This window comes from Rhizobium sp. RCC_161_2 (genome assembly GCF_041355235.1).
Taxonomy (GTDB): domain Bacteria; phylum Pseudomonadota; class Alphaproteobacteria; order Rhizobiales; family Rhizobiaceae; genus Rhizobium.
In genome coordinates this window covers 752,859-772,346 of the sequence record NZ_JBFUPL010000001.1, presented here as the reverse complement: position 1 = coordinate 772,346, position 19,488 = coordinate 752,859, and the positions used below count along the sequence as shown (strand labels likewise).

Below are 19,488 nucleotides of genomic sequence, written 5' to 3'. Positions count from 1 at the left end.
TGATTGTGCGGTGCAATCAGGGTTGAGCTTCATGGAGGTAGGCAACACAGCTGAGTTCGTGTTGCAGTTCTTGGGATATCAGTCAGATGTGATTGCTGCATGATGGGGGCAATGGTCAGGAATCTTGCTGCAGACTGACCCAGGGCCAATTCCTACTATAAGAGCTTGTGCGCGCTTGATCATGACCTACTTTTCTTCTTCCGATTGCAGGCCATGGAGACTCGGTGATGAACTTAAAATACTGGCGAGGCTTTGTTGGGGTGTCGGCATGGGTGGTCAGCACGCTAGCCGCCGTCGGATTTGCCATTGCTGCACCTCAAACACTATCACCGACGCGTCTGCTGGAGGTTTGCAATTCTGAGACCATCGCTGAGGTCACTGCGAAAGGCGATCAGCTTGGCTGGGAAGCTATACCTGCGACGGACCCCGGCAATATTGAATGGCGACAAAGTTTCATGTCGTACAATGGCGGGTCAGTCGATGTCGTTGGTTGGCGAAAAAACTCTGCGGAAAATGATGAGTCGATTTTGTTTTGGATAGCGCAAGGTGCTAATGCTCACAAAGCATGTTCTTATTCGGTCAAAGTCGCCGGTGGATTGTTGGATGCGCTGATCGAACTTCTTGGCCGTCCGTCAAATCTTGACAGAAATGAAGTAGCAACAACCGCTCTCTGGAAGCCGGGAAGGGGAGAGGTTTCTTTCTCGCAAGTCGGTTCGGCAGCCCTGGTCGTCGTTTCCCCCTGAGCCGTCAATCCTATCATTGCTGAATATCGCCTCCCGCTCTGATCATCGGGAGGCGACATCCCTTGATACTCGTCTACCGCATATCGGACACGTCGATACCATGCGTGTCGAACCACCATTCCGGGCTCATGTCGGAATATCTGTCTCGGTGCAATTATTCGCACGCTCCCGATGTCTGTTCACTGGAGCGGTAAGCGGACAAACATCATCTCCAGATGCATGTTTCCATTCCCGACCACATCATTGGGCTCCCCCTCGGCTGGCTTGCTGCCGCGCCCAGGCGATCCCGTCGGCGAGCGACTCCGCCTTGTAGGACAGGTCGGTTCCGCCAGAAAATGCCGCCATAAATCGCCGGATCTTGCCATAGCTGTTGTCGAGGACAGCATGTGGTCGTCCGAGCAGCAGCGAGCAAATGTGCACATGCAGGCGATCAGTAACGATCGCGCGTCCGCGTGAGATCTGCCGAATGCCGCGCTGGAAGCGGTTGTGTGCAGCCGCATCGAGCTTGCGTAGCCGCGTCTCCGCGGGCTTGAGCGCCAGGAGCGCCCCCGCCGCGCCTAATGCCTTGGAAAGGCGCACGCGCTTGGCGGATTCGGTTGTCCAGTCTTCTATCGGAATGTCGGAAAAGGCCGACAGATCCGCGTCGCCAGCCTTTTCGAGATCCGTCCGCAGCATTCCAAGTACGGGGAATTCGGACGCTGCAGGTGGGAGTGCTCCGATAGAGAAGGCCATGTCCGGGCAGAGACGCACAACGCAATCGAAGTGCTTCTCAGCGAATTCTTTCGATTCCTCATCGCGGACTAGCAACACGAAGTTCTTGTGACGTCCGATGATCCGCGCGCTCTCGTCCAGGCGGGCCTGCGACTTGTAATGGATCGACTGAGGAAACTGGATGACCTGACGATTGGGAAACCGCTCGAGCACACGCTCGCGGAAATCCTGATGCGCAGGCCAGATATCGCCGAAATTGCCGCCGCCATGGATGAAGATCGGTCCCGTCGGCATGACACGTTCAAGATCATCGGGCGAGAAATCATCTACCCGCGAAACATAGGCTGGCCGCTTGCCGTATCTATCCTTGAGATAGGCCATCTCCCCCAACCAGATGGCCGAGTCACCGCAGTTGCGGATATCAGGAAAGTCAAGAATCGCCACGGGCTCGTCTTTAGAAACGTAGTCCTTCAGGCAATCGTGAATCATATCCTGCAATTTTGCGATCAGGACCAGATTTGATTGTGACGTCATTCCCCATTCCCCTTTTACTGGTATTGCAAACTACGCGACTGGAAGTTTGCGGCGCATTCTTCAAGCAAGACGAAATTTCGGAAGGATCTTCCCGATGATATTCCGGACCTCCGTTTCGGGGCCGGCCGGTCGCTGCATCGATATCCAGAGCAGCAAGCTTGATCCGCAGTACAGAAAGCCACCGAGCACAATCAGGATCACCAAGTGCAGCGAGAGCATGACCTTGTCCGTTGTGTAGGCCAGATGGCTGGAAGCAAGAGAAACCCCTGCCGCCATAACGGCGACGCTTATAAGCGCACGCAGGTTCACCGAAAGCTGCTTCAACACCGTGACGCCAATGAAGCGCCGCACCAGCATCATGTTGACAAATGTGCTGAACAATCCGGTAAACACGCGGCCAATGATGACCCCCGGAAGTCCATAGAAAATCAGGCTGACGATCATGATCGGAACCCGGATACACAGCATCTGGCTGTCGCGGATGAACAGCACGCGCGTCTCACCCTTTGCCATACCAAGGGGCTGTACCAGCGAACCCAACGTCTGGAGCGCGAAAACTGCGGCGAGCGACTGGATGATGAAGACTATCGGCACCCATTTCTCACCGAGTGCGAGTCTGACCAGCGGATCGGCTACCACCGCAACCCCGATACCGGCGGGAAGTGCGACCGCGGCGACCAGCGCCTGCACACGCTGATAGGCGGCGGCAAGGCGTGGGGGGTCGTCGCGAATGCTGGAGAAGGCGGGGTAGATTGTCTGGGTGAGCGGCGCGGTCGCTTCGCGTGTAGGCATCATAGCCAGATTGCTACCGACTGAATAGTAGCCGAGCGCGCCCCCGCCGAGCATCTTGCCGACCAGCAGATAATCAAATCGCCAGTTGAGCGTGCTGACAATTTGGCCGGCCGTCAGCCACGCGGAGAAGGAAAAGAACTCACGCATATGCCGGAAAGTGATCCTGGGCCAGAACGGCAACACGAGATAGGAGACGATGACGTTCGTAGCCTGGCTTACCAGCGTCCCAATCACCAGCGCCCAATAGCTGTGATAGATTATCGCGATTGCCACGGCAGCGACGAAGCCCGTGAACTTTTGTGAGACGCTGAGGACAAACTCCTGCCAGAAGATCAAGTCGCGCTGAAGCATGATCCGACGCGGGTTGGTCAAACCGCCCATTAGCACGCTCAGGCCCAGTGCAAACATGACGCCGAACAGCCTCGGCTCTTCGAACAGTTTGGACGCCGGATAGGCGCAGACCGCAAAAAAAAGGCAGAGGAGCAGTCCGCGTGCGGCGTTAAGTGTCCAGGCGGCGCTGAAATGCGATTCCTCGGGCGCTTCGTGTCGGATAAGTGCCTCGGCAAGCGAAAATTCGGTAACGGTGGTGACGATCAACAGGATAGTCATCCCTAACGCGACGACACCGAAATCGGAGGGCGCCAAGTACCGCGCCAGTACGAAGGTGCTTAGCGTCGCGAGCCCGTTCACAATCGCCCGCGATAGGCTCAACCACATGCTCCCCTTAAAGAGCCGCCCGGTGATGCTGGTCATAGTATGTTCAAATCCCACAGCTCGGCGACACGATCGCCTCATTCTTAGTCGCAGAAATATCCCTTGACGCCGCAACCATTGGTTACGGGCCAGAACAACAACAGTTCAAAAACATACGATAGTCGTGAACGAATGATGGACCCCAGTGTCTGAACGTGACTTAGTTCGGGGTTTCTATTTGTCAATTTTTCTTCGTCGTTTTTAGGCCGTGTCTGTGGGCTCGGCAAAACCGGGCCCTGGGAATCATGGGGAATCCCTACTCAACTTTGGTCTAAATGCCGGAAACAGAAGAGAGCGCGAGACGACCGCGCATCTGCATTTTCTTCGACCGCGACACCTTTTGGTCAAGGTCATGCTGCAATGCAATATATATGTCTGTCTTTTGCTGGACAAATTCGAAGCGTGGCCTAGATGAGCATCGACGGCGCCTTTCAGTTCGCATCGGATGACAGGCAACTATGCAATTCGCTGACGTCGGGAGACGTTGGCGCCACAGAATATGCGAAATGACTGATATGGAGCAGGTGATTGCTGGCTTCCCAAGCGGACGATATCGTCTTTGAACATTTAAGTGAAAACCGATCGAGGGCGGCGCTGAGAGGGGCATTCTGGTCGGCATTGGATACCTTGATACCCACCGTGCTCAACGGCCTGGTTTTCATCGTCACATCACGGTTTCTGCAGCCACGGGATTTCGGCCTTGTGGCGCTCGCTTTCAGCATCGTGAGCTTTACCGCGGGTCTAGGGCCGACCGCCTTTGGCGAAGCGCTGATCCAGCAGAAGTCCATTAGGCGAAGCCATCTCGATACGGTTTTCTGGCTGTCATTTTTTTCGGCGGCACTTCTTTATGGAGTGTTGTTCGTATTGTCTCCGCTGCTTGCCCATTCACTGGGTCACGATGAAATCGTCGGCCTCTTGATGATCATCGGATTGAAGATCTTCTTCGACATGATGATCATTGTTCCGAATGCCCTGATCGGAAGGACGATGTCCTTTCATTTGGCGGCGGCGCGCACCGCGATTTCCACCGTCGTTTCTGCCATCATCTGTCTGTCGCTGATACTGGCCGGCTTCGGCTTATGGGCTTTGGCGATTGCGCAGATCGCTGCGCCGGCGGCAGCTTGTGTCGCAGCTTTCTGGGGCGCGCGTTGGCTGCCCGGCGTCCGGATCAAGCTCAGCAGTCTTCGCGAACTGCTGCACTACGGTATCTTTGCTTCCGGGAACCGATTCCTGCAGACCATGAATCTGGATCAATTGATCATTGGGACGCTGGTTAGCCCGGCAGCACTCGGCATCTATAATTTCGCGAGACGGCTGTTCGAAATGATCAACAACGTTGTCGCCGGCGGCTTGACCTCGGTGACCCACGTTCTCCTCTCTTCCCTGCAGCACGATCAGAACAAAGTCCGCGACGCGTTTCTGATGACGACCTTCGGCTGCTCGCTCATTTCCTTTCCGGCGTTCATGGGACTTGCAACGGTGGCGGGCGATGCCATCCCGCTGATCTTCGGGCCACATTGGGCCGCCGCCGTCTGGCCGGTTCGTTTCTTCTGCGTCATTGGACTGATGAGCAGCATCGGCGTTGTCCAGTCGTCTTTGATCACAAGCCAGGGACGATCGGACTGGTGGTTCTACTATCAGCTGGTACGCAATATCGTCACGATCCTGACGGTTCTCCTCCTCTATAAATATGGTGTTGCCACCATTGTCTTTGCGCTGATGCTCGAGGTGTTGCTGATGTGGCCCATCACGCTGTGGATGGTTTCACGGCTGATCGGCTTGAGCATCGGAGAGTATTTTGTCCAGTTCCTGAGACCGACGGCGGCCTATCTCGGCATGCTTGCGGTTGTGTTGGCTGCGTCGGCAGTGTTGCATGACTGGCCGCCGGCGTGGCGATTGGTCATCGAGATCTTGGTCGGCGGCATCACATACTCAAGTCTCATATTCCTGTTGTGCAGGGAGAGGATCCTCTTCCTCATGCGAATGGCGCTGCAAGGTCGCCGCGTAAAAATGCAGTAGTTGCCATCAGGAACCGCAGACCGAAAGCGGCTGCGATTCCCGACATTTCCACAATTTCCGCGATTGCGATTCCGACCCTCAAAGAAGAGGAAGCTCAATGACGCTGATGACATTCATCATCCCAGTCCGTCACCAGGAAAATTCGAACGATTGGCCTTCTTTGAAGAATAGGCTGTCGCAGACGATAGCGTCGATCGCCGGCCAATCAAATAGCGATTGGCGTGCCGTTATCGTCGCCAACGAGGGGGCGGATCTCCCCGATCTGCCGCCGCAATTTTCGGTCGAAAGGGTTACCTTTCCACCAAATCAACTTTACGATCTGAATGGTCCGGATCGTGAAAAAGCCTATGACGCATTCCGTCTGGATAAAGGTCGTCGCGTGATGAGCGGAATGCTCTCCGCTCGTGACACGCGGTTTTTTATGATTGTCGACGACGACGACTTCGTCAGTGCGAATATTGTCGCCTTTGTCGCCAAGCATCCAGATGCAAACGGCTGGAAAATCGAAAAAGGTTACATCTGGAGCGACGGCGGCCGCTTGCTTCTGCACCAAAACGACTTTGCAAATTTCTGCGGTACATCCTTGATCGTGCGTTCGGATCTTTACCGCCTTCCCGCAAAGTTCGAGGATGCCGATATCGACCACATGAAATCGATGATGGGCAGCCATGTCCGCGTTGGCAAGGCACTTGCCGAGGCGGGTAATCCGCTCGCAATATTGCCCTTTCGAGGTGCGATCTATCGGGTAGGACACAGCGGCGCTCACAGCAAATCGCCCAGCCTGCTCAGGACGCATTTCCTGAGCGCATTTGTCCTTTGCCGCCCTCACCGACTGCTCCGCAATCTCTCACGGGTCCGCCTGCTCGATAACGGCTTGCAAAAGCAGTTCTTTGGCACGAGGGCGAACGGGTAAATACGCATCCAGTCATTTAACGAGACATCGACCAATGCCGGCTGATGAGACAAGACACAGATACGCCTCTCTGGATGCGATGCGCGGCTTGGCCGCGTTCGCGGTCGTCGTTTACCACTTGCAGAGACCATATGCCCCCTCGGCCTATGTCGCGGTCGACTTCTTCTTTGTTCTCAGCGGATTTGTAATTGCCAGAGCCTATGGCGAAAAGCTTGCAAGCGGCATGACTGTCCTGGCGTTCATGAAAGCTCGCTATTTGCGGCTTTATCCGCTTTTCCTGATTGGCAGCTTCTACGGCCTTGTCCAATTGCTGTCGCATTGGCCATCTTCTGGGGCCAGCCGTACCGATCTGCTGGCGAGCCTCATATCGACCGCATTCATGCTGCCTTCACCCAGCTTTATGACGAGGTCGGCAGCGGATCTTTGGCCGTTATATCCGCTGAACGGACCTGCTTGGTCCTTGTTCTGGGAACTGCTGGCAAACCTCATATTTGCATTCGTCTTGTTCAGGTTGAGAACACGAAACCTCGCCGCCATCGCCGCGGCTTCGCTGATCATGCTCCTTTGCTCGGTCTTCGTGCATAAGTCGCTCGACCTTGGCTGGGAATGGCGCTCTGTCGACGGGGGCCTTGCTCGGGTTTTCTTCTCGTTCACGATCGGAATGATCATTTACAGGCTCAGAAGTTTCCACGGAATTGGACGCACCGTTACCAGCTATTTCGCCATCCTTCCCATTGCCGCGGTTTTCGGACTGCTTTTCCTGCCGACTGACTCGCTGAAATTCGCGCTGCCGTTTTGCATCCTGATCTCTCCGCTCATCGTTTTCGCAGGCACGATGCTCGAAATCCCCTCTAGATTTCAGCGGTCCTGCATTTTTCTCGGTTACTTGTCCTATCCCATCTACATGTGCCACCGAGGCTTTACCGAAATCTATGGCCACCTTCTCCGCAACGTACAGATCTCACCTGTCGCTTACATCCTCCTGTATATCGCGTTGATTTCAGTGATAGCTTTTCTGTCAGCGCAAGCAGCGACTGTTCTGATGAAATATGTGTTGTCGTGGAGAGACGCGACCAGAAAGGTACGCGCGAGCACGGCTGGCTCTTAGCGTGCAGCTTGCCACGTTTGGCCCGCTGACGGTTTTCAGATATGCGGTCAAGCTGATCCACGTTGGTTTCAAAGTCATTGAGGCTGAGATAGTTCAGTGTCGAGTGGCGACGCTTCGGGTCGTAGGAGCGCTCGATGTGATCGACCATATCCGCTCCGGCATCATCTCTCGTCTGATAGATCTACCGTGCTGTTCTCTCCGTTTTCGGCCAGGCGCACCGTCATCAGGCACAACATGCCCATACAGTGTCAAACTTTCGATGGACTGGAATTTCATGAGGCATTTTCCGCTCTGGCTAACCAGACTGCTTGTCGTTTGCTTGGTCTCGCTTGCGCCGTCCGCATACGCGCAGGGATTTGTCCGTGCCGACCACCAGCAAATCGTGGATGGTCAAGGCAATCCCCTGATCCTGCGCGGCGTGGGTCTGGGAGGTTGGATGGTCCAGGAAGGCTATATGATGGGGCTGTCCAATCTGAAGGCGCAACACATCATTCGCAGCCACATTTCCCGGATCATTGGTGAGAAAAAGACCGAGCAATTCTATCAATCCTGGCGCGACAATGCCGTGACGAAAGCCGACATCGACGCAATGGCCAGGTGGGGTTTCAACAGCGTGCGCCTGCCGATGCACTGGAACCTGTTCATTAAGGATGTGTCCCTCGACACCACCACAGGTCGGATCGTCTGGAACGAAGAGGGGTTTCGGCGCGTCGATGCACTGATCGCCTGGGTAAAAGCCAACAACATGTTCCTGATTCTCGACCTGCACGCGGCCCCAGGTGGGCAGGGTCATGATATTGCTATTTCCGATCGTGATCCGCGCAAGCCCTCCCTCTGGGACAGTCGTGAGAACCAGGCGAAAATGATCGCGCTCTGGAGCGAGATTGCGCGGCGTTACAAGGATGAACCGGCGATTGCGGGTTACGATCTGCTCAACGAACCAAATTGGGGTTTTCAAGACAAGGACGATAAAGGCGGCTGCCGCGAAACCGGCAACAAGCCAATGCGCGACCTTTACGAGCGTACCATCCGGGCAATACGTGCCATCGATACCCATCATATGCTGATTATCGAGGGCAATTGCTGGGGCAACAATTACGCCGGTCTATTGCCCGTTGCCGACAGCAACACGGCACTGAGCTTTCACAAATACTGGACACCCACGACGCAAGAATCGATCGAACCATTCCTGAAGTTGCGGGAACAATACGACATGCCGCTATGGAACGGCGAATCCGGCGAGAATAACAATGACTGGTACGCGCGCGCTGTCGCGTTACAGGAAAGGAACGGTATCGGCTGGGCGTGGTGGCCGCTAAAGAAGATTGGCGCGGGCAACCCCCTCGAAATCAAGGCTGGAGCGGATTACCGCCGCTTGTCCGCTTATCTGCGTGGGGAAGGCAAGAAACCTCCGGCCAAGGTGGCCTTCGCCGGTCTCATGCAACTGGCAGCCGACAGCCGTTTCGACAGAAATACGTATCATCAAGACGTGGTCGATGCTCTGTTGGGGCCTTCGGGTCGCCACAAGAAGATGCCATCCGGATCGCAATAATTGAAAATTGGTGCCCTCCTTTCTACCGTATGGCGAGAGGCATTGTCTTGGAAGCGGCAAGCTATCACCAGCGCGATGTGGTCGCCTCGCTTGCCGAGGCGAGCCAATTCTGCGGGGAGGGGACTGCCTTTGGACTCTTATTGGCCGATCAGTCCTTCGCTCGCGATGCCCTTCGTCAGCTCCAGCGCCTGGCGCTCGAACAGCCCACGATAGATCCCGCTTTCGCGCCGAATGAGGCTAGCATGGGTGCCTTCCTCGGCAATATGTCCGTGCTCGAAGACCAGCAGTCGATCGAGCGCGCGCACAGTCGACAGTCGGTGAGCGACGACGAGCGTCGTGCGTCCCTCCATCAGCCGCTCCATTGCCTGCTGGATGAGCATTTCCGATTCCGAGTCGAGGCTTGAAGTCGCTTCGTCAAGGATCAGGATCGGCGCATCGGCCAGGAAAGCGCGGGCGATGGCTATGCGTTGCCGTTCGCCGCCGGAAAGCTTGATGCCGCGTTCGCCGACAAGCGTCGCATAGCCCTTTGGCAGCGCTTCGATGAAGTCGTGGGCGCTGGCAAGCTGTGCAGCCCTCCTGATCTCCGCTTGCGTGGCTGTCGGCCTGGCATAGGCGATATTTTCCGCCAGCGAGCGGTGAAACAGGATCGGTTCCTGTTGCACGATGGCGATCTGGCGGCGAAGAGAGGTCTGCGCCACCTTGGAAATATCCTGTCCGTCGATCGAGACCCTGCCGTGGTTGACGTCATGCAGGCGCTGGATCAGCTTGATGAAGGTCGTCTTTCCGGAGCCCGAATGGCCGACGAGACCGACCCGCTCGCCCGGTTTGATGGTGACCGAGAAGTCCTTGTAGAGCGGGGCGTGGTGGTTGCCATAGTGGAAGGTGACATGATCGAACGTGATCATGCCGGCCTTCACATGCAGAGCCGGCGCACCGGGAACGTCCTCCACGCCCAAAGGCTGCGCATGAATGGTGACAAGCTCCTCCATGTCGTTCACCGAGCGCTGTAGGTTGCGGATATGCATGCCGATTTCACGCAGATAGCCCTGAAGGATGAAAAAGGCAGTCAGGACGAAGGTAATGTCGCCCGCATTGGCCTTGCCGTTGGCCCAGAGCCAAAGGGCAAGGCCAAGCACGCAGCCACGCAACAGGCTGAGCAGCGCGTTCTGCGAGGTGCCGTTCAGGGTGCCCCGCGTCCAGGTGCGAGCGGTGCGATCCCGCCACTTGCGCATGACTGTGGCGAGACGCTTGTCCTCACGGTCCTCGGCGCCAAAGGCCTTGACCACGGCGTTGCAGGTCACGGCATCGGCAAGCGCGCCGCCAAGGCGCGTATCCCAGCTATTGGCCATGCTGGCCATCGGCGCCACATAGCGCAGAGCCATCGTCGCCGTGAAAGCGATAAAAAGGACGGATCCGGCGCCAACCAGCAATCCCATCATCGGCCAGTACCACGTCATGAGAATGGTCGAGCCGATGAGCATCACCAGCGATGGGAACAGCGCGACGAAGACGGTGTCGTTGAGTAGATCAAGCGCCCACATGCCGCGCGTCACCTTGCGAACGGTGGAGCCGGCAAAACTGTTGGCGTGCCAATCGCTCGAAAAGCGCTGAATATGGAAGAAGGAATTCGCCGCGATCTCCGACATCGACTTCAGCGTGAAGCCAATGATGGCGGTGAACGTGGCATGCCGCAGAATGACGGCGCCGACTGACAGTGCCATCAGCCAGCAAAATGCGTTGACGGCGTTGTTCCACGTTGCGGCGTCGCCGGCATGGCCGGACACCACGGCATCGACCAGCCGGCCGGAGAACAAGGGCGTGAGCACATCCGCAAATGTAGACAGCATCGCTGTGAACAACATGAAGGAGGCGCGGCCCGGCTGTTGCTTCCAGTGAGCCCAGCAAAAACGGAAAACGCTACGAAAGGCACCGCCGCGGCGGGATTTGAAACCAAGAGCCATTGATGTATCCGGCTTTCGCCGGCTCCGTCATAGGGAAAAGGATCTCCGCGCAAAACCGCGCGAAATGGTTTGGTGAGGAACGATCGACGGGAGGGTTAGCACCAGTCCATCAGGTTCTGTCGCGTTGGAAAACGCTGACAGCTTCAGGCGATATTCGCGGAAGCCACTGGGGAGTCGGAAAAAATAGCCATCGAAAACTCCCTCGAACCGTGTTGATGATGTTCAACCCTAGATCGGTTGGGCGCGCAGGCCAAGTCAAATCCGGCGAAATTTTCGACTAAGCTTTGAGATGCGGCATACTTGCAACAGCGGCGCGGTCGTATGCTTCCTCGGGACTCTTGTCGAGCTGAACCTTGACGATCCATATTGGTTCGTAGACAATCATAGTGAACCAAGGGAGGTTGAGTGTTATGACTGCATTCACCGTGCGCGTTTCGGACGAAACGGCTAGAAAGCTCGACCAGATCGCGGAAAAGCTCGATCGTTCTCGCTCTTATATGGCAGCCCAGGCCATCGAAGATTACGTCGCTCGTGAAGAGTGGCAAATTGCCGAAATCGAGGCCGGATTGGCTGAAGCCAACCGGGGAGAATTCGCTAGCGATGACGAGGTAGCGAAAGTCATCGGAAAATACGTCAAGTCTGCTCGCCAATCATGAGCGGAAAGCGCATTCGCTGGACGATGAGAGCGATCCGACGGCTTGATGAGATCGGTGCACATATCCAGAAGGATAATCCAGACGCCGCAGCGCGAGTGGTCGCGCGGATCGTGTCGGCGGTAGATATGCTCGTCGATTTTCCCGCGACGGGTCGTGTTGGTCGCATTAATGGCACGCGCGAAGTGGTGCTGGCAGATATACCATATATCATCCCCTATCGTGTTGGGCAGGACATAGAGATTCTCACTGTCATGCATGCTCACCAGCGATGGCGCTCGGTGCTTTAGGTTTCGCCTCGGGCTCCGAGCCAACGTGGGCGATAGAGACAATGTCGTTGTGAATACGCACGCAGCGGGAATGAAAAATTTAAAAAGGATGTTTGGGGCGGACGCCGATTCCCATCCCTGCCGCCTCCCTTCCAGCCTCTTGAAAACGACTTTCGACTGTTGAGCTTATTCGCGCTGTGCGAGTAGTCTCATTGAGGAGTTGTCCGGCATCCACCTCGCCAATTTTTTCTCCCTTGATACAATCTTTTTCACCGTTCGACGCCGTGGAGTTCGGCAATATCGCTCCTGACGCCATATCTTCTCGCCATCAACCATTCGCTGCGCACCTCGCTGATGGCACGGGGCATGGAAATACCGGTCATGGGTTCGTTCAACGAAGCTGATGACAATATCGTCGCGCGCATCACACCGGAATCGATCGAACGCGCCATTCTCGATATTGGCGCCTCCGACGAATGCGACGCAGTCTTCGTATCCTGCACAAGCCTGCGTGTTGCTCGAATTGCCGAGGATGTCGAGAAGACGCTCGGCAAGCCGGTAACATCGAGCAATCATGCGCTCGCGTGGCACATGGTGCGTCTGGCCGGGATGGAACCAAGCCTCGAAGGCAAAGGCGAGTTGTTTCGAAGAAGGGGATGAAGCGTTCGGATATTGTTCTCTCCCGCTATCCGGCTGATTGATTGTCGCTGGCCGATGAACAGAGGTTTTTGCGCGAAGCCAGGAAATCGATGAAGGTGCGGACCTTGGCGGAAAGGTACTTTCTGCTGGGATAAACGGCGTGGAGGGTCGCGCTGAATTTGACGGCATCGGGCAAGACCAATTCCAGCCGGCCTTCGGCAATGTCGGTTTGCGTCATCCATACAGGCAGAAAGACAAGTCCCATGCCCTCAAGCGCCGCCAGATGCAGCATGATCTCGTTTTCACTTTGCATGACGGGGCGGAAGTTCACCGTCTCCGGCCCCTGTGGCCCCTTGAATGCCAAGCTGCCGTCCGCGTTCATGCCGCTATAGAGCAGCAGCGAGTGGCCATTGAGATCGGCCAGTGCGACCGGACGGCCGGTGCGCGACAGATAGGCGGGAGCCCCCACAAGATGAAAGCCGACCTCCATCAATGGGCGTGCGATAAGGCTGGGGTCTAGCCGCTCGGGTGTCGTCGCCCGTAGGGCAAGATCGAAGCCTTCGTCCACGAGATTGACGATCCGGCCGCTGAGATCCATGTCGAAGCGCACATCAGGATAGCGCTGATGATACTCAGCAATCGTGCGGGCTATGAGCGTATTTGCAATCCAAACGGGAGCGCTGAATTTCAAGATCCCGCGCGGCATGACCGTGACGTTGCTGACGGCGGCTTCCACTTCGTCCAACCCGTCGAGCATTTGCCGGGCTTGATTGAAATAGAGCATGCCGGTTTCGGTGATGCTGACGTGGCGGCTGGTTCGGTTCAGCAGCCGGGTTCCGAGGCGGTTTTCCAGGTGCATCACATGCTTGCTCGCCATCGCCGGCGAGAGACCAAGACGATCCGCGGCAGCCGTGAAGCTCTTAAGCTCCGCCACCATGCAGAAGACCCGCAGGCTCGTTAACGTATCCATTGATCATCAACATATAGGAAATGTTCCTTCAATGTAAGGCGCATTGATCAACTTTGGTGAAAGGCTCAGTTTAGACGGACGAGAAGGAAAAACCTTCCTATCGGTTTTGCACCCGCTGCTTCGCAAGGATAGACTATGACGACCGAACTCCGCCTTCCGACCTATTTCGTCAGTCATGGCGGCGGTCCCTGGCCGTATATCACCGACGACTTTCGCCGTAATTTCGACAGGCTCGAGCAATCGCTGATCGAGATGCGGGCGGAGCTCGACAACGCACCCAAGGCGATCCTCGTGGTCTCGGGTCATTGGGAGGAGCCGGGCTTCACCATCTCATCCGGGGTTAGGCCGGGCATGGTCTACGACTATCACGGTTTCCCGGAGTACCTCTATCAGATCAAATATGACGCCCCCGGTTCGCCCGCGCTTGCAAAGCGCGTGCAGGATCTTCTGCAGGCACGCGGTTTCGATGCCGGACTTGATCCGGCCCGCGGCTTCGATCACGGTACATTCAGCATCATGAAGCCGCTCTATCCGGATGAGAATATTCCGGTCGTTCAGCTCTCACTGGATGCCAGCTACGATCCGGCGCTGCATCTTGAGGCCGGGCGCGCTCTGGCGCCGCTGCGTGACGAGGGCGTGCTGATCATCGGCAGTGGCCTCAGCTATCACAACCTGCGGGAAATGCGGGGCAGCAACGGCCATGAGCCCTCCCGCCAATTCGACGCCTGGCTCCAGCAGACGCTGGTTCACTCCTTGCCGCATGAGCGTGCCGAGCGGCTGCTGGAATGGGAGAAAGCTCCCTTCGCCCGTGCCGCTCATCCACAGGAAGATCATCTCATCCCGCTGATGGTGGCGGTGGGTGCTGCCCGGGACGAACCCGGCGCGGTTACCTATCACCAGACTGACTTCGCGGGCGGGCTTACCGCATCCAGCTTCCGCTTCGGCGACCCGCCCGGAGCCGCCGCGCGCTGAAGCCGCCACCGCTTGACACTCTCAATGCTTACTCAGGAGAAATACCATGCCTAACACGGCCAAATGGACGCCCCATATCCTCACCATCTTGCGGATTGTGACCGCGCTGTTGTTCCTTGAACATGCGACGATGAAATTCTTCCAGTTCCCGGCAGCGATCCCGGGCGTGCCTTATCCGCTGCCCGCCATCATGCTGGTCGCCGGCGCAATCGAGATCGTGACCGGATTGTTGATGACGGTCGGATACTACACCCGCATTGCCGCCTTCGTCGCCGCAGGCGAAATGGCCGCCGCCTATTGGATGGCCCATGCGCCACAGAGCTTCTGGCCGGCGCTCAATATGGGCGAGCCCGCCATCATGTTCTGCTTCATCTTCCTTTATCTCGCCTTTGCCGGTGCGGGCAGCTGGGCGCTCGATAATGTCTGGCGCCCGTCCACGAAAGAGGTGTCGCTCGCCAAAGGCGCGTGACCTTCAATCAATGCGCTCCCCTAGCCCGGGGAGAGAAATAGTCCCCGTCAAACCGATCAGACACGCTCCCTGATGGGAGCCCTTAAAGGACGACTCGATGAAACTGCTACACATTGATTCCAGTGTTCTCGGTGACAATTCCGTCAGCCGCATTCTCTCGGCCGAGATCGTCGCCCGCCAGAAGGCATTGCACCCTTCGATCGATATTATCTATCGCGATCTGGCCTTGGATGTTGTGAGCCATCTTTCGGGCGGTCACATCGCTGCCCGGCACGGTGCACAGATAGAAGAACAGGGCCTGCGTGGAGACATTGCCAAAGGCGACGAATATCTGACTGAGCTCCTCGGCGCTGATATCGTTGTCATCGGAGCCCCGATGTATAATTTCTCGGTCTCTTCGCAATTGAAGGTCTGGATCGACCGTATTGTCGTCGCGGGTCGCACATTCTCGTACAGCGATACTGGTGAGGTTCAGGCCCTGGTCTCTCCGTCGAAGAAGATCTTCATTGCGTCCACACGCGGTAGCACCTATGCCGCTGGTTCGCCTTATGCCGCATTCGAGCATCACGAGAGTTATCTGAAGGGCGTTTTCGCCTTTCTGGGACTGCATGATGTAACCATCATTCGGGCAGAAGGCCTGGCATTCGGCCCCGAAGCCAGAGATGCAGCTATTTCCCAGGCTCGCGGCGAGATTTCGTCTATGGCAGTCTAGACATCTCTGCGCGGTAATTTTCCGTTGCGAACGCTCCCAGGAATGTGAATCGGCATCGGATTCCGATGCCGATAAAGCGCAATCAACGATTGTTTTGCCGATGTGTCCGAGGTCATTGCGCGGTGCTTATTCACAGGCATCATTGGCCCGTAGCCGCGCACAATCAACCGATCGAGCTCGGCGATGGTGGAGAGACGGGGTACCATGGTAAGGACGGTCTTGTGCTGCATCAACCCGTTGAATTTCACGGTTGCGGCCCGGTCGGACGTGCGGACCGACTATCCCAGTTCGCAAAGTTAAGCTCGTATTTCGAACCAGCCCGTCGTGGCACGAATGACGTTCCAGATCTTGGCCGGAAGTCCAATCGCCGAAACCACGGCTGGGCTCAGCTCTATGACGATTTCATGGTCTATTTCGCTTTGCACAGGGAACCGAGCCCAGCCGCGTCCAGGACGGATTTCGGAGGTAAGGTATATATAAAGAATAGTCCGGTAATGGACTGTATTTTTGAATAGATATACCAATGGATTCGTAATAATAATCCTTCCTATTGATACCTGCCTGACGGTAGCAATAAATGAAGGATTGAAGCTGCATGGCTCTTCCATCGAAAAAACTGCCCCGAACATTTCTGATGGCGGTACTGTCCTCCCTGCGAAAGGCGTTCCTGAGCATTGCGATCGCCAGCGCCGTGTTAAGTGTGCTGGCCCTGACAGGCTCCTTTTTTATGCTGCAGGTCTATGACCGGGTCATCCCCGGCCACAGCCTTCCGACGCTTGTCGGCATTGCGATCATTACTGCGACTCTTTTCGTATTTCAGGGCATTCTTGAGCTGTTGCGTTCGATGCTGCTGGCGCGTGTCGGCGTGGCGCTTGACGAGCGGCTGAACGGCAAGGTCTTTGCTTCGCTGGTGCTTCAACCACAATTGATGCCGGCGCCAGGTGACGGAATGCAGTCGGTTCGCGATCTGGATAGGGTCCGGTCGTTTCTCTCCAGCACCGGTCCGGTCGCGCTGTTCGACCTGCCCTGGATACCGCTTTATCTCGGGCTGTGTTTTCTGTTCCACTTCTGGATCGGGTTGACCGCGACCTGCGGCGCCATCGTCCTCGTCGTTCTGGCGGTCCTTGCCGAGATCATGTCGCAACGTCCGGCAGCCGAGGCCGCCAAACATTCGGCAGCGCGGCTTGCCTTTGCTGAAAGCGCGCGGCGAAACTGGGAAGCGGTTGTCGCAATGGGTTTCGTCGGCCGGATGACGGAGCGATGGGCCGACATCAACGACGCCTATCTGGCAAATCAACTGGCAGCCGGCAACGTAACCGGCATGCTGACGACCGCATCCCGCATCCTGCGCATGATGCTTCAGTCTGCCGTGCTCGCGGTCGGCGCAGTTCTCGTCATCCGCCAAGAAGCGACCGGGGGCATCATGATCGCGAGCTCGATCCTGGTCAGCCGGGCGCTCGCGCCGGTGGAGCTCGCTATCGGCCAATGGAGGGCCTTCGTCGCCGCCCGGCAAAGCTGGTCGCGGCTTGTCAGCCTGTTGGAGATCATGCCCGCCGGACACCAGAGCGTCAGTCTGCCGGCACCCAGATCAAAATTGACGGTAGACAATCTGAGCCTCGCGTCTCCGGGCAGCCGTGAGCTCATCCTTCGCAACATCTCGTTTGACATATCGGCCGGGACCGTACTCGGGGTCATTGGTCCCAGCGCCTCGGGAAAGTCGTCGCTCGCTCGTGCGGTGACCGGCCTCTGGCCGGCCACGATCGGCTCGATACGCCTCGATCACGCCGCCCTCTCACAGTGGGACCTTCCCGATCTGGGGCGTTACGTCGGCTATCTTCCGCAGGATGTCAGCCTCTTCGACGGTTCGATTGCCGACAACATCGCTCGCTTTGAAAAACAGCCTTCATCGCAATCGGTTGTCGCCGCTGCAAAGTCAGCCGGCGTCTATGACATGATCGTAAAGCTCCCACAGGGCTTCGATACCATAATCGGGGAGGGCGGCTCCCGGCTTTCGGCGGGGCAGCGACAGCGTATCGCACTTGCGCGAGCGCTCTACGGAGAGCCATTTTTGGTGGTGCTGGACGAACCCAATTCAAATCTGGACGCCGAAGGCGAGGCGGCACTGACGCAGGCTCTGCTCGATGTCGGTGCGCGGGGCGGCATTGCGCTGGTCATTGCCCATCGCCCGAGCGCTTTGGTGGCGGCTGATATGGTAATGGTCATCGCTGGGGGGCGGTTGCAGGCCTTCGGAGCTAAGGACACGATTCTTGGAAAACTGGTGAGGCAACCCAACAGGCAGAGTGCGGTCCGACTGATGGTCGCCGGCGAGGATGCCGGATCATGAGCGGAGAAAAGCTGTCCCCCAGCGAGCGTTCGATACCCAGACTTTCCCTTGTGGTGCTCGGGACGATCGTCCTGCTTATCGGGGTTATGGGGGGGCTTGCCGCGACGACGGAGATCTCAGGTGCGGTCATCGCCCCCGGAACGCTTGCGGTCGACAGCTATGTAAAGCCAATTCAGCATCTAAAAGGGGGGATTGTCGGCGACATTAAAGTCAAGAACGGTGACCGTGTCGATGCGGGCCAGCTTCTGATCCATCTCGACGATACGCAAACGAGTGCCAATCTGGCGATCATACGAAAACGTCTGGACGAACTTTCCGCGCGGACCGCACGGCTCGTTGCGGAACGTGATGGCGCGCCGGCGATCATTTTTCCGGCGGAACTGCTTTCGCGGGCGGGCGAAGATGAAATTGCGCGGACGATCGCCGGCGAGAGACGCCTGTTCGACGATCGACTGGCATCCAGGCAAAGCCGCAAATCACAGCTAGGCGAGCGTATCCGGCAGTTGAGCCAAGAGGTGGACGGTCTGATTGCGCAAGAGAATGGCAAGCGCATCGAGATCGATCTGATCGCCAAAGAGCTTTCCAGTCTCCAGCGGCTTTTCGATAAGGGCATCGTCCCGGCAGCGAAGGTCTATGCGCTGCGGCGCGAGAGCGCCAGCCTGACGGGAGAACTCGGCAATCTTGTTTCGAGCATCGCGCAGACCAAGGGTAAGATGACGGAGACGGAACTGCAGATCACGCAGGTCGACGACGATCACAGCGCTGAGGTGTCGGAGCAACTGCGTCAGGCACAGAGCGACACTGGCCAATTTATGGAACGATTGATCGCCGCAGAGGATGATCTGAAGCGGATCGATATAAGAGCGCCGCAAGCCGGCATCATCGACCACCTGAGCGTGCATGCGGCGGGTGCCGTGATATCGCCCGGCGAAACTATTATGCAGATCGTGCCGGATCAGGATGCGCTCGTCGCCGAGCTTAAACTTTCGCCGCAGGACATTGACCAGGTGACCGTCGGGCAGTCGGTCAGGTTGAGGTTTTCAGCGTTCAATCAACGGGACACGCCTGAACTCAACGCAGACATTACCAAGATATCAGCCGAGCTGACCACCGACCAGCATTCCGGCGCAAGCTACTATATCCTTCGCGCCCACATATCGAAGGAAGAGTGGAGCCGGCTCGGGAAGCTGACTGCCGTCTCCGGCATGCCGGTCGAGGCCTTCTTGCAGACCGGCGGAAGAACGGTCCTTGCCTACCTGACGAAGCCGATGGCGGACCAGATGGCTCGAGCACTTCGCGAAGAATAGCCCCTCGTTATCACAAGTAATTTTGAAAATATTCCACGGAAACAAGAATATAATACGCAATATCAAT

At 56.9% G+C, this 19,488-nt stretch carries 17 protein-coding genes and 1 pseudogene; 13 read left to right on the top strand and 5 right to left on the bottom strand.

Going from position 1 to position 19,488, the window contains the following annotated elements; translation table 11 throughout:
• The first annotated feature begins 227 nt into the window (after positions 1 to 227).
• The gene (locus tag AB6803_RS03415) at positions 228 to 743 is read left to right on the top strand and encodes a hypothetical protein (protein ID WP_371107539.1); all 516 of its coding nucleotides are present in this window, start codon (positions 228 to 230) and stop codon (positions 741 to 743) included.
• A gap of 240 nt (positions 744 to 983) precedes the next feature.
• Here AB6803_RS03415 and AB6803_RS03410 read toward each other — a convergent pair whose 3' ends face one another.
• Positions 984 to 1,988 carry a polysaccharide pyruvyl transferase family protein gene (locus tag AB6803_RS03410; RefSeq protein WP_371107538.1) on the bottom strand — a complete coding sequence of 335 codons (1,005 nt, stop codon included), beginning with the start codon at positions 1,986 to 1,988 and terminating at the stop codon, positions 984 to 986.
• A gap of 60 nt (positions 1,989 to 2,048) precedes the next feature.
• Complete coding sequence (locus AB6803_RS03405; RefSeq protein WP_371107537.1) at positions 2,049 to 3,533, bottom strand: lipopolysaccharide biosynthesis protein; 1,485 nt, start codon at positions 3,531 to 3,533, stop codon at positions 2,049 to 2,051.
• Between the two features lie 528 nt (positions 3,534 to 4,061).
• On the opposite strand from AB6803_RS03405, the gene AB6803_RS03400 reads away from it, so the two are divergent.
• The 3 genes from AB6803_RS03400 (at position 4,062) to AB6803_RS03390 (ending at position 7,573) form a co-directional block, all read left to right on the top strand.
• A complete protein-coding gene (locus tag AB6803_RS03400) occupies positions 4,062 to 5,552 on the top strand; it encodes a lipopolysaccharide biosynthesis protein (protein WP_371107536.1) in 1,491 nt (496 codons plus the stop codon).
• Positions 5,553 to 5,649: 97 nt separating this feature from the next.
• A complete protein-coding gene (locus AB6803_RS03395; RefSeq protein WP_371107535.1) occupies positions 5,650 to 6,465 on the top strand; it encodes a galactosyl transferase in 816 nt (271 codons plus the stop codon).
• A 34-nt stretch (positions 6,466 to 6,499) separates the two neighbouring features.
• Complete coding sequence (locus AB6803_RS03390) at positions 6,500 to 7,573, top strand: acyltransferase family protein (protein WP_371107534.1); 1,074 nt, start codon at positions 6,500 to 6,502, stop codon at positions 7,571 to 7,573.
• 58 nt (positions 7,574 to 7,631) lie between these two features.
• Here the strand turns inward: AB6803_RS03390 and AB6803_RS03385 are convergent.
• Positions 7,632 to 7,778: pseudogene (locus AB6803_RS03385) on the bottom strand (IS3 family transposase); the annotation flags it as partial.
• A 54-nt stretch (positions 7,779 to 7,832) separates the two neighbouring features.
• On the opposite strand from AB6803_RS03385, the gene AB6803_RS03380 reads away from it, so the two are divergent.
• Entirely contained in the window at positions 7,833 to 9,125 is a 1,293-nt protein-coding gene (locus AB6803_RS03380; protein ID WP_371107704.1) for a glycoside hydrolase family 5 protein, read from the top strand.
• A gap of 137 nt (positions 9,126 to 9,262) precedes the next feature.
• Here the strand turns inward: AB6803_RS03380 and AB6803_RS03375 are convergent, their stop codons facing one another.
• Entirely contained in the window at positions 9,263 to 11,086 is a 1,824-nt protein-coding gene (locus tag AB6803_RS03375; RefSeq protein WP_371107533.1) for an ABC transporter ATP-binding protein, read from the bottom strand.
• Positions 11,087 to 11,496: 410 nt separating this feature from the next.
• Between AB6803_RS03375 and AB6803_RS03370 the strand changes: the two genes are divergently transcribed.
• The 3 genes from AB6803_RS03370 to AB6803_RS03360 all read left to right on the top strand — a co-directional run bounded on the left by AB6803_RS03370 (position 11,497) and on the right by AB6803_RS03360 (position 12,668).
• Entirely contained in the window at positions 11,497 to 11,742 is a 246-nt protein-coding gene (locus AB6803_RS03370; RefSeq protein WP_371107532.1) for a CopG family ribbon-helix-helix protein, read from the top strand.
• Positions 11,739 to 12,029: a type II toxin-antitoxin system RelE/ParE family toxin gene (locus AB6803_RS03365; protein WP_371107531.1), complete on the top strand. Its 291-nt coding sequence runs from the start codon at positions 11,739 to 11,741 to the stop codon at positions 12,027 to 12,029. Before AB6803_RS03370 ends, AB6803_RS03365 begins: the two co-directional genes overlap by 4 nt.
• Before the next feature lie 333 nt (positions 12,030 to 12,362).
• Positions 12,363 to 12,668, top strand: coding sequence for a hypothetical protein (locus tag AB6803_RS03360; RefSeq protein WP_371107530.1), 306 nt, complete (start codon positions 12,363 to 12,365; stop codon positions 12,666 to 12,668).
• A 25-nt stretch (positions 12,669 to 12,693) separates the two neighbouring features.
• Here the strand turns inward: AB6803_RS03360 and AB6803_RS03355 are convergent, their stop codons facing one another.
• Positions 12,694 to 13,617, bottom strand: coding sequence for a LysR family transcriptional regulator (locus AB6803_RS03355; protein ID WP_371107529.1), 924 nt, complete (start codon positions 13,615 to 13,617; stop codon positions 12,694 to 12,696).
• A gap of 135 nt (positions 13,618 to 13,752) precedes the next feature.
• Here AB6803_RS03355 and AB6803_RS03350 point away from each other — a divergent pair, with 135 nt between their 5' ends.
• The 5 genes from AB6803_RS03350 to AB6803_RS03330 all read left to right on the top strand — a co-directional run bounded on the left by AB6803_RS03350 (position 13,753) and on the right by AB6803_RS03330 (position 19,421).
• A complete protein-coding gene (locus tag AB6803_RS03350) occupies positions 13,753 to 14,589 on the top strand; it encodes a class III extradiol ring-cleavage dioxygenase (protein WP_371107528.1) in 837 nt (278 codons plus the stop codon).
• A 46-nt stretch (positions 14,590 to 14,635) separates the two neighbouring features.
• On the top strand, positions 14,636 to 15,058 hold the full coding sequence (locus AB6803_RS03345; protein ID WP_371107527.1) for a DoxX family protein: 423 nt from the start codon (positions 14,636 to 14,638) through the stop codon (positions 15,056 to 15,058).
• Positions 15,059 to 15,155: 97 nt separating this feature from the next.
• Positions 15,156 to 15,770: an FMN-dependent NADH-azoreductase gene (locus AB6803_RS03340; protein WP_371107526.1), complete on the top strand. Its 615-nt coding sequence runs from the start codon at positions 15,156 to 15,158 to the stop codon at positions 15,768 to 15,770.
• Between the two features lie 595 nt (positions 15,771 to 16,365).
• On the top strand, positions 16,366 to 18,114 hold the full coding sequence (locus AB6803_RS03335) for a type I secretion system permease/ATPase (protein ID WP_371107525.1): 1,749 nt from the start codon (positions 16,366 to 16,368) through the stop codon (positions 18,112 to 18,114).
• Entirely contained in the window at positions 18,111 to 19,421 is a 1,311-nt protein-coding gene (locus AB6803_RS03330; RefSeq protein WP_371107524.1) for an HlyD family type I secretion periplasmic adaptor subunit, read from the top strand. Before AB6803_RS03335 ends, AB6803_RS03330 begins: the two co-directional genes overlap by 4 nt.
• The last annotated feature ends 67 nt before the right edge of the window (positions 19,422 to 19,488 follow it).